This is a genomic window from Streptomyces sp. NPDC059668 (genome assembly GCF_042734135.1).
Classification (GTDB): domain Bacteria; phylum Actinomycetota; class Actinomycetes; order Streptomycetales; family Streptomycetaceae; genus Streptomyces.
Map to the genome: position 1 here is coordinate 1 of NZ_JBHWEL010000052.1, position 10,319 is coordinate 10,319.

Sequence of the window (10,319 nt, forward strand, 5' to 3'; positions counted from 1 at the left end):
CCGGTGTGTCGAGGCCGTCGCCGCTGGATCAGACGTCGGCCGGGCATGCGAGCCGCTGCTCGATCCGAACGTAAGCGACGGCCTGCGACACACCGTCACGGCCCCTCGCGTGGCAGCGGCGCTGCGACGTGTGGGGGGCGGAGGCGGGGAGGTGCGGGTGGGCTGGTGTGGTGGGTGCGGGTCGGTACGGGGGTGAGCCCTTCGGGCGGCTCGTGTGCCGGCCGCACCCTTCCGGTGCGGATCGGCACCCTTCCGGCGCCGGCCCGCATATCCAGCCCGTCCGGCGCTTGAGGACGAGCCCTTCGGGCGACTTGTGCGCCGACCGCAGCCTTCCGGGTCCGACCGCACCCTTCCAGCGCGGGCGGGCACCCTCAGCCCGTCCGGCGTTTGAGGACGAGCCTTTCGGGCGACTTGTGTGCCGGCCGCAGCCTTCCGGCTCCGGCCGCACCTTTCCAGTGCGGGCCCGCATATCCAGCCCGTCCGGCGTTTGAGGACGAGCCCTTCGGGCGATGGGGGGGGGTCCAGGGGGCGCAGCCCCTTGGCGGGGGTCTGGGGGCGGAGCCCCCAGGGACGCGCCGGGTAGGGGCGAGAAACATGGGGGGCGGGCCGCAGCCCGGCAAGAGGGCGGCGACCTCAGCCCTTGGGAACCCCGGAGGACCCCCGTACCATCAACTCCCCCCGCACCGTGGCGATCCCCCCGGGCGGCGCATCCTCACGGCCCATGGCGACCCGCCCCGCCCGGGCCCCCGCCTCCGACAACGGCAACCGCACCGTCGTCAGCGCCGGCACCGCGTCGATGCTGAACGGCAGATCGTCGAACCCGGCGACGGACACGTCGTCCGGGATGCGCAACCCCGCGTCACGCAGCGCCGCACACGCGCCGAGCGCCACGGTGTCGTTCGCGGCGACGACAGCCGTCAGCCCCGGCTCCCTGCGCAGGAGTTCGATCGTCGCCTCGTACCCGGAGCGCCGGTCGTAGCGTCCGTGCACGGTCCACCGCGGATCGTCCTCGATCCCGTGCGCGGCGAGCGCGGCCCGGTGCCCCTCCAGCCGGTGCCGGGTCGTCGTCCGCTCCTCGGGTCCGGCGATGTACCCCATCCGCCGGTGCCCGAGTCCGATCAGATGCTCGGTGAGCTGCCGTCCGCCACCCCGGTTGTCGAAGGTGAGCGCGATCGCCTCGGGGGCGTCCGGCGCGGGCGGACGTCCGCACAGCACCACCCGGGTCCCCGCCTCCCCGAGCTTGCGCAGTTTCGCCGCGACCGCCGCCGCGTGCGGCGCGTCCTCGACGGCGCCGCCGGTCAGTACGACCGCCGCGGCGCGCTGCCGCTGAAGCAGCGTGAGGTACGTCAGCTCGCGCTCCGCGACGCCGCCGGTGTTGCACACCACCCCGAGCCGCTCCCCGCCCGCACGCCCCCCGGGGCCCCCGATCTCCGACTGGATCGCGGCCGCCATGATCCCGAAGAACGGGTCCGCGATGTCGTTGACCAGGATGCCGACCAGGTCGGAGGTGGCCGCGGCCAGCGAGCTGGCGGGTCCGTTCAGGACGTAGTCCAGTTCGTCCACCGCGCGCAGCACCCGCTCGCGCGTGGACGCCGCGACGGGATAGTTCCCGTTCAGCACCCGGGACACGGTCGCGGGCGAGACCTGCGCCCGTGCCGCCACGTCCGCCAGGGTCACGGTCATCTCGTCGTCCTCCGGTCGCGCGTCTCGTGGTCGTCGTGCCGCACACGGGCGGGTGCGAGGAGTCGGGGCGCTGAGGCGCACGGCCATGCGTCGCGCACACCCCCCCCCGCACCCGTGTACGCCCGCCACGTGCGGGTCCATCCGATCGTGCCCGCGCCCTCAAGTCCAGACGTCCGGCCGGTCGAACATCTCGCCACGCGCGTGGTCTTGTCCGATCGGCTGGACAGAGGCTAGCTTCTCCCTTGAATAGAAAGCGCTTGCTGTCACGCTCGTCAGTGGGGCGTACGCGGCGCGGAACCCGCGTACGAAGGGGAAGACGTGACACGCAAGACGGTGCGTATCGCCATGAACGGCGTGACGGGACGCATGGGCCACCGCCAGCATCTCGTCCGCTCGATCCTCGCCCTGCGCGACCAGGGCGGACTGGATCTGGGCGACGGCACGACGCTGTGGCCCGAGCCGGTCCTCGTCGGCCGCCGCGAGCAGGCCCTGAAGGCGCTCGCCGAGCGGCACGGGCTGGAGCACTGGTCGACGGACGTGGACGCGGTCCTCGCCGACCCGGGCGTCGACCTCTACTTCGACGCGCAGGTCACCTCCGCCCGCGAGGAGGCCCTCCGGAAGGCCATCGCGGCCGGGAAGCACGTCTACACCGAGAAGCCGACCGCCACCGGCCTGGACGGCGCCCTGGAACTGGCCCGGCTCGCCCACGCGAAGGGCGTCAAGCACGGGGTCGTGCAGGACAAGCTCTTCCTCCCGGGGCTGCTGAAGCTCAAGCGCCTGATCGACGGCGGATTCTTCGGGCGGATCCTGTCCGTGCGGGGGGAGTTCGGCTACTGGGTCTTCGAGGGCGACTGGCAGCCCGCCCAGCGCCCCTCCTGGAACTACCGCGCCGAGGACGGCGGCGGCATCGTCGTCGACATGTTCCCGCACTGGGAGTACGTCCTGCACGAGCTCTTCGGCCGGGTCACCTCCGTCCAGGCGCTCACCGCCACCCACGTCCCGCAGCGGTGGGACGAGCAGGGCAAGCCGTACGACGCCACGGCCGACGACGCGGCGTACGGCGTCTTCGAGCTGGAGGGCGGCGCCGTCGCCCAGATCAACTCCTCATGGGCCGTGCGCGTCAACCGTGACGAACTGGTCGAGTTCCAGGTCGACGGGACCGAGGGCTCGGCCGTCGCCGGGTTGCGCAACTGCCGTGTCCAGCACCGGTCCGCCACTCCCAAGCCGGTCTGGAACCCCGACATCCCGGCCGCCTACTCCTTCCGCGACCAATGGCAGGAGGTCCCCGACAACGCCGAGTTCGACAACGGTTTCAAGGCCCAGTGGGAGCTGTTCCTGCGGCACGTCTACGCCGACGCGCCCTACCACTGGGACCTCCTCGCCGGCGCCCGCGGCGTCCAGCTCGCCGAACTCGGCCTGAAGTCCTCGGCCGAGGGCCGCCGTCTCGACGTACCGGAGATCTCGCTGTGACCGTCCGGCTGCCCGACCCGACGGGCGGGGTGAGACGGTACGAGCCGCGCGCCGAGCCCCTCGCCCTCACCACCGGGGCGCCCCTCACCTCCCGTACGGTCTTCTCGGCGGCGCACGTCGTCGCCGACCCGTACGCCGACGTGTCGCCCGACTCGCCCGCCGCCGTCGACTGGGACGCCACCCTCGCCTTCCGCCGCCATCTGTGGTCCCACGGCCTCGGGGTCGCCGAGGCCATGGACACCGCGCAGCGCGGGATGGGCCTCGACTGGGCGGGCGCCGCCGAACTCGTCCGCCGGTCGGCCGCGGAGGCGAAGGCGGCCGGCGGCCGCATCGTGTGCGGAGTGGGCACCGACCAGATCACCGCCGGCTCCCTCGCGGAGGTCCGCGCCGCGTACGAGGAGCAGCTCGCGCTCGTCGAGGAGACCGGCGCGCAGGCCGTCCTGATGGCCTCGCGGGCCCTGACCGCCGCCGCGCGGGGTCCCGAGGACTACCTCGACGTCTACGGGCATCTCCTGCGCCAGGCCTCCCGGCCGGTGGTCCTGCACTGGCTGGGCCCGATGTTCGACCCGGCGCTGGAGGGCTACTGGGGGTCCGGTGACCTGGACGCGGCGACGGACGTCTTCCTGGAGGTGATCGCGGCACGTCCCGACAAGGTCGACGGCATCAAGGTCTCCCTCCTCGACGCCCGGCGCGAGGTCGGCCTGCGCCGCAGGCTCCCGCCCGGGGTCCGCTGCTACACGGGCGACGACTTCCACTACCCCGAGTTGATCGCGGGTGACGAACAGGGCTTCAGTCACGCCCTGTTGGGCATCTTCGACCCGCTGGGACCGCTGGCGGCCGAGGCGGTGCGGGTGCTCGACACGGGGGACGTGAAGGGCTTCCGCGCGCTGCTCGATCCCACCGTCGAGCTGTCCCGTCACCTCTTCCGGGCGCCGACCCGCTTCTACAAGACGGGAGTTGTCTTCCTGGCGTGGCTCGCCGGGCACCAGACGCACTTCACGATGGTGGGCGGCCTCCAGTCGGCCCGTTCGCTCCCGCACCTCGGGCGGGCGTACGAACTCGCCGACGGGCTGGGGCTGTTCCCGGACCCGGTCCTGGCGGAGACCCGGATGAAGAGCCTGCTCGCGGTGTACGGGGTGGACCAGTGAGCGCGGCCGGTCCGGCGGCCCCGGCGAGCGACGCCCTCGCACGGTTCAGCATCAACCAGATGACCGTCAGACAGCTCACGATGCCCGAACTGGTCACCGCCTGCGTCGAGTCGGGCGTCCCGGGCGTGGGGCTCTGGCGGGAGCCGGTCCGGTCCTACGGCATCGAGGCCACCGCCCGGCTCATGCGGGACGCGGGGCTGTCGGTGACGACACTGTGCCGCGGCGGATTCCTCACGGCGGTCGAGCCGGCCGAGCGGGCCCGCGCCCTGGACGACAACCGCGCGGCGGTCGACGAGGCCGCGACGCTCGGCACCGACACGCTGGTCCTGGTCTCCGGCGGTCTGCCGGCCGGGTCGAAGGACCTGCGCGGCGCGCGTGAACGCATCGCCGACGCGCTGGCGGAACTGGGCCCGTACGCCGCCGGGCGCGGTGTACGGCTGGCCGTCGAACCCCTCCACCCGATGTACGCCGCCGACCGCTGTGTCGTCTCCACCCTCGCCCAGGCCCTGGACCTCGCGGAACGTTTCCCCGCCGACCAGGTGGGCGTCACCGTCGACACCTACCACGTCTGGTGGGACGACACCGCCCCCGCCCAGATCGCCCGCGCCGGGGCGTCCGGACGTATCCACAGCTTCCAACTCGCCGACTGGACCACCCCGTTGCCCGAGGGCGTCCTCAACGGCCGCGGCCAGATCGGCGACGGGGCCGTCGACATGCGGGAGTGGCGGGGGTACGTCGAGGCGGCGGGCTACGCCGGACCCATCGAGGTCGAGCTGTTCAACGACGTTCTCTGGGCCCGTGACGGGCGGGAGGTGCTGGCGGAGACGGTGGCGCGGTTCGTGGAGCATGCCGGGTAGCGGGTAGCGGGTAGCGGGTAGCGGTGGTGGGCTGCCGGTGGTGAGCGGGGGCGTGCCGGGCCGGTGTTCCACGCCCGTCACGGGAGGGCGCGGGGGTTACTTCCGCGTGCCGCGGGCGGCCCGCTTGGTCAGGACCGACAGCAGCACCGGGATCACCACGTCGATCACCCGGGCCACCGTCGCCGGAGGCAGCCCCGTCTTCCTGGCGACGGCGTTCGCGACCGGCCTGCTGATGCGGGCGAGCAGGCCGCCCATCAGGCCGCCGGTACCCATGCCGCCCAGGCCGCCCAAGGTGGACACACCGCTCAGCGGGGTCTCCTGCGCCTCCGCGTAGGCCTGCTGGACCTCACCGGGATCGGTGACCGCGCGGTCCTGGAGACCTCCCGAGAATTCCGAAACCGTCGTGCCGACGACCTCGCGCGCTCCGGCCGCGTCCGTGCCGAGCAGACCCGCGATCTCCTGGAGCCCGGCGTCGTCGAGCGCGTCGAGCACGTCCTGCTGGAGTGGCTCCTCGTTCATGCCGCAAACGCTACGTGCACCCCGGTCGGTCGGCACGCCGAAAAAATTCCGGAAGTCCGTACAACCCTTCCCGCACCTGCTGGGTCGTACCTTGAGTCAGGACTTCTGGAGGGGGATCCGGGGGGATCGCGGGGGTTCTGACGCGGAGGGGAACGCGAGGGGGCCTGGTCGACGGACCGGGCCCCCTCGAAGCATTCCGGCCTCCGCTCGGGTCCCCGCCTCCGCTCATGGCCGGGACCGGTGCACGGGCCGTGACCCACGGGGAGCGGCCGAATCCGGCGTTGCCCGCGTGACGGCGGACGCCCACGCTGCTCCCTGAGCCGGACGACGGTCGATTCGGGGGGCGGATCCCGTGCTGCGCATCCACTTCACGCCCGAGGACTTCACCCGTATCCGGGTGGCGGGCGCCCCCGACCCGCTCTGGGAGATCACCTGTAGCCTGCACAGACTCCAGACCACGCGCGGGCGCTGGGCGTACGCCGACTGGTACCGCACCACCCGGGACACCCTGGCGGGCACCGGACTCGGTGCGGCGGTCCGCCGGCTGCTCGTCCCGGTCCTGCCCCGCGCGCTGTACCTCCCCGACTTCCTCACCCCTTACGAGGCCGTCGACGGGCTGGACCGGGGACTGGCGGCGATCGTCGACACCCCGCCCGACCGCGTCGCCCACGAGGTGGGCCTGCTCGACCGGCTCAGCGGAGCCCCGTCCTGGGCACCCCGGCTGGTCGAACGCGGCACCCGCGAGGAGCTCGTCAAGGCTCTGCGCGCCTATCACGAAGCGGTCATCGCGCCCCACCACGACCGCATCTGCGCGGGGATCGCCGGGGAGCGCGCACTGCGGGCCCGCCAGATCCTCGACACCGGCATCGACGGGCTGCTCGCCGGTCTGTCGCCGGTGATGCGCTGGCACCCACCGGTCCTCCACGTCGACTACGTGGAGGACCGCGATCTGTATCTCGGCGGCCGCGGGCTGCGTCTGGTCCCGTCGTACTTCTGCTGGCAGTCGCCGATCTCGATGGCCGACGACACCTTGCGGCCGGTGCTGATCTACCCCCTGCACACCTCCCGGCCGCCCGCCGCCGGACCGGCCGCCGACGCCCCCCTCGCCGCGCTGCTGGGCGGGACCCGCGCCGCCGCCCTGCGGTCCCTGGCCCTGGGCGCCACCACCTCGGAGCTGGCTCGCTTCCTCGGGGTCTCGCCCTCCACCGCCACGCACCACACCACGGTGCTGCGCGACGCGGGTCTGATCGCCAGCAGGCGGTGGCACAACACCGTGCTGCACACCCTCACGCCGCTGGGGGCGTCGTTGCTCCGCCGGACACCGGTGGCCCCGGGAGGCGCGTCGGTCCCGCACTGAGTTCCGGTCATGACCCACGGTCCGCGGCAGGCGAAACGCACCCCGGACCGTCCCACCGGCCACACCAGGCGCTCGGTCACCGCCGGAGCAAGGGACTCCGCCGCCGGGCCGGGCACTTTCGAGCCCGGTCGAAGGTCGTGGTCCGCACGGGCCGGCTCTGCGAGCGTCTGCGGCGTGCACCCCGGACGCGGCAGCCACTGTCCGTCCGGACCCACGGTCGTGTGCACGAGCGACGGCACGACCGAAGACCGGAAGACCGGAAGACCGAAAAGGGGAAGCATGAACAGAGCCATCGCCGCCGGCGCGCTCGCGCTCGTCTCCGCCGCGACCTGTCTGACGCTCGCTCCCGCGGCCTCCGCCGCCCCACAGGCCTGTGTGACCTCGACGCTCACCACCGGGGGCAACGAAGGCGTCGGAACCATCCGCAACAAGTCCGCCAGCAGCAGCTGCGGCGACCTCAACCTCACCTACTCGGACGACTCGACCTCCCCGTACGGGGACTACTACGCCGGCCGGCTGCGCAACTCCGGCGGCGTCTGGCACACGTGCAGCAAGGGCTACGTCTGGGCCTCCGACGGCAGCCACAGCGTCAACGACTCCACCTACTGGCTGTGCACCGACGTGAACGACAACACCCCGTTCACGGTGGCGAGCCAGCTCGACGGCGGCGACTCCGTCAAGATCACGCACTGACCGGGGCGGCACGCTCGCCGACCCGATTCCCCTGTCGCGCGGGGGTGCCATCGGCGCGGGCCGACGGCATCCCCGCCAGGGGCACGAGGCCGACGGGGCACGGGGCCGACGGGGGCCGGGGCCGGGGACGGGACATGGGGATCGCGGAGGAGATGGGGAGGCGGGGGGAGTGATTCGGATGGTCCGTTGGGCTGACACGGCTGACACGGTCGGCACGGCCGACAGGCGCCGGTTCCCGGTCGGAGGCGTGGTCCTGGCCGTCGCCGCTCTGCTCACCGCGGCCTGCTCGGCCGACCCCGCCCCGCCGTCGGCCCCGGCCCCGGCGGCCCGCGTGTCCGCCGCTCGTCTCAGCGCCGCTCTGCCGGACGACCCGGTCCGCATGGTTCTGCCCGCGACCGGCGCCGAGACCCGCTGGACCCAGGGGCTGGACGTCTTCGTACGGCAGGAGGCGCGTGCCGTCGCCGCGTCGTGCGCGCGGGGCCACGGGACCGCTCTGCCCGCGCGGGCCCCGCTCACGTTCATCCGCTACTACGAGCTCCCCGACCTGGATTTCGTCGCCCGGCACGGGATGAGCGAGAGCGCCGCGGTACCCGCCGCCGTGCTCGGACCGGTGACGACCGCCACCGGTGCGTCCGGTGCGAGCGCGAGCGGTGAAGGTGGTGCTTCCGGTGCTGGTTCCGGCGGTTCGGCCGCCGTGCGCCGTTGCGTCACCGAGGGTACGGCCGCCGCCGGCGCGCTGCGCGACACCTACGCCGCTCTCCAGGGCCGGTGGTTCGACACCCTCGTCCCCCTGCGCCGCGATCCCGCCGTGCTGGGGGCCCTGCGCACCCTGCCCGGCTGTCTGGCCGGGCACGGGATCCGGGTCCGTGACGAGAACGGCTTCTTCGCGCTCGCCGACACCCAGGAACAGACCGCCGCCCCCGACCGGCTGCCCGCCGTCGAACGCGCCCTCGGCGGCGCGTACGCCGACTGCATGCGCCCCGTCGAGGCCGTCCGCGAACCGGCCCGTCTGCGACTGCGCGCCCGTTTCCTCGCCGACCACGCCGCCGAGGTCCGCACCCTGCGCGCGACCCTCGTCCCGGCACTGCACCGGGCCGCGCGGGAGCACGGCCTGCGGCTGGTCTTCCCGGCTCCTTAGCCGACCTGTCCGGCACCACGCCGCGTCCGGCACCGGTGTCTAGAAGAACACCCCGCACCGCAGCAGCACGTTCGCGTACGGCCGTGCCTCCCCCGTGCGGACGATCAGCCGCGCGCTCGCCGACAGCGACTTCAGCTCCTCGTGCGGGACCAGTTCCAGGGTGGGGAAGCGGGCGGTCAGCAGTGCGGAGGCCTCCGGGTTCGCCCCGTGGACCTCGCGTGCCGCGGTGGCGCCCTCCACCACCAGCTCCGCCAGCAGCCCGTCGAGCACCTCCGCGAACGACGGCACCCCGGCGCGGAAGGCCAGGTCCACGACGCGCGGCCCCTCCGGTATCGGCATGCCCGCGTCGCACACCAGCACCCCGTGCCCATGGCCCAGTTCGGCCAGGGCGCCCGCGAGATGGCGGTTCAGAATTCCGGCCCTCTTCACAGCGACTCGACCTCCTCGGCGGTCGGGAAGGACTCCTGGGCACCGGGCCGGGTGACGGCGACGGCGCCCACCCGGGCCGCGTACGCGGCGGCCACGGACAGCGGCTCGCCGAGCCCCAGCCGCCAGGCCAGCGCCGCGGTGAACGAGTCCCCCGCGCCCGTCGTGTCCACGGTCTCCACCCGCACGGACGGCACCCGCGCGGCTCCGTGCGCGTCCGCCACCAGCGCGCCCCGCGCGCCCAGGGTGACGACCACCGAGCGCGGGCCCAGGGCCAGCAGCGCAGCCGCCCAGTCCTCGGGCTCCGGGCCCGCCCCGTCGCCCAGCACCACCCGGGCCTCGTGCTCGTTCACGATCAGCGGGTCGCAGGCCGCCAGCACCTCGGCGGGCAGCGGCCGGGGCGGCGACGGGTTCAGCACGAAACGGCTGCCGGGCGCGAGGGTCCGTACGGTCTCCACGACGGTCTCCAGGGGGATCTCCAGCTGTGCCGAGACCACCCGGGAGGCGCGTACGAGATCCGCGGCCGCGCGGACGTCCTCCGGCGTCAGCCGGCCGTTCGCCCCCGGTGAGACCACGATGCTGTTGTCCCCGGACGGGTCCACCGTGATCAGCGCGACGCCGGTGGGCGCCCCGCCGACGAGCACGCCCGCGGTGGCGACGCCGGCGGCCCGCTGCGAGTCGAGCAGCAGCCGGCCGTGCGCGTCGTCGCCGACCCGGGCCAGCAGGGCCGTACGGGCCCCGAGACGGGCGGCGGCGACCGACTGGTTGGCGCCCTTGCCGCCCGGGTGGACGACGAGGTCGGAGCCGAGGACCGTCTCGCCGGCCGCGGGCCGGCGCTCGACCCCGATCACCAGGTCGGCGTTGGCCGATCCCACGACCAGCAGGTCGTAGTCGTACATGAACTGTCTCCCTGTATAGGTGAGGTGAATCGGGGCGGGCGGGGGGGGCGGGGGCCCGCCCGCCCCCCCCCCCCCCCCCCCGCGCACCCCGGGTAACCCCCCCCCGTATGTGGGGGGGGCCCCCAAACA

The 10,319-nt window shown here is 73.9% G+C and carries 10 protein-coding genes; 6 read left to right on the forward strand and 4 right to left on the reverse strand.

From position 1 onward, the window contains the following. Window positions 1–633: 633 nt before the first annotated feature. Complete coding sequence (locus tag ACFV2J_RS29505; RefSeq protein ID WP_385092388.1) at window positions 634–1,683, reverse strand: LacI family DNA-binding transcriptional regulator; 1,050 nt, start codon at window positions 1,681–1,683, stop codon at window positions 634–636. 318 nt (window positions 1,684–2,001) lie between these two features. Between ACFV2J_RS29505 and ACFV2J_RS29510 the strand changes: the two genes are divergently transcribed. The 3 genes from ACFV2J_RS29510 to ACFV2J_RS29520 are packed head-to-tail and all read left to right on the forward strand — an operon-like array spanning window position 2,002 to window position 5,158. Continuing rightward, window positions 2,002–3,153, forward strand: a complete 1,152-nt coding sequence (locus ACFV2J_RS29510) for a Gfo/Idh/MocA family protein (protein WP_385092391.1) — start codon at window positions 2,002–2,004, stop codon at window positions 3,151–3,153. Then, window positions 3,150–4,301, forward strand: coding sequence for a dihydrodipicolinate synthase family protein (locus ACFV2J_RS29515; protein WP_385092394.1), 1,152 nt, complete (start codon window positions 3,150–3,152; stop codon window positions 4,299–4,301). The genes ACFV2J_RS29510 and ACFV2J_RS29515 overlap by 4 nt, the downstream gene beginning before the upstream one ends. A 59-nt stretch (window positions 4,302–4,360) precedes the next feature. Beyond that, a complete protein-coding gene (locus ACFV2J_RS29520; RefSeq protein ID WP_385092397.1) occupies window positions 4,361–5,158 on the forward strand; it encodes a sugar phosphate isomerase/epimerase family protein in 798 nt (265 codons plus the stop codon). Between the two features lie 96 nt (window positions 5,159–5,254). Here the strand turns inward: ACFV2J_RS29520 and ACFV2J_RS29525 are convergent, their stop codons facing one another. Further along, window positions 5,255–5,677: a DUF937 domain-containing protein gene (locus ACFV2J_RS29525; protein ID WP_385092400.1), complete on the reverse strand. Its 423-nt coding sequence runs from the start codon at window positions 5,675–5,677 to the stop codon at window positions 5,255–5,257. Between the two features lie 352 nt (window positions 5,678–6,029). Between ACFV2J_RS29525 and ACFV2J_RS29530 the strand changes: the two genes are divergently transcribed. The 3 genes from ACFV2J_RS29530 to ACFV2J_RS29540 all read left to right on the forward strand — a co-directional run bounded on the left by ACFV2J_RS29530 (window position 6,030) and on the right by ACFV2J_RS29540 (window position 8,865). Next, window positions 6,030–7,034 (forward strand): ArsR/SmtB family transcription factor, encoded by a 1,005-nt coding sequence (locus ACFV2J_RS29530; RefSeq protein WP_385092403.1) that lies wholly within the window; start codon window positions 6,030–6,032, stop codon window positions 7,032–7,034. 279 nt (window positions 7,035–7,313) lie between these two features. Beyond that, complete coding sequence (locus tag ACFV2J_RS29535) at window positions 7,314–7,727, forward strand: hypothetical protein (protein WP_385092406.1); 414 nt, start codon at window positions 7,314–7,316, stop codon at window positions 7,725–7,727. Between the two features lie 178 nt (window positions 7,728–7,905). Continuing rightward, window positions 7,906–8,865, forward strand: coding sequence for a hypothetical protein (locus ACFV2J_RS29540; RefSeq protein ID WP_385092409.1), 960 nt, complete (start codon window positions 7,906–7,908; stop codon window positions 8,863–8,865). 39 nt (window positions 8,866–8,904) lie between these two features. Here ACFV2J_RS29540 and rbsD read toward each other — a convergent pair whose 3' ends face one another. Both rbsD and ACFV2J_RS29550 read right to left on the reverse strand, forming a co-directional pair. Beyond that, window positions 8,905–9,294, reverse strand: a complete 390-nt coding sequence (gene rbsD, locus ACFV2J_RS29545) for a D-ribose pyranase (RefSeq protein ID WP_385092412.1) — start codon at window positions 9,292–9,294, stop codon at window positions 8,905–8,907. Beyond that, entirely contained in the window at window positions 9,291–10,190 is a 900-nt protein-coding gene (locus tag ACFV2J_RS29550) for a ribokinase (protein WP_385092415.1), read from the reverse strand. Before ACFV2J_RS29550 ends, rbsD begins: the two co-directional genes overlap by 4 nt. Window positions 10,191–10,319: the final 129 nt, after the last annotated feature.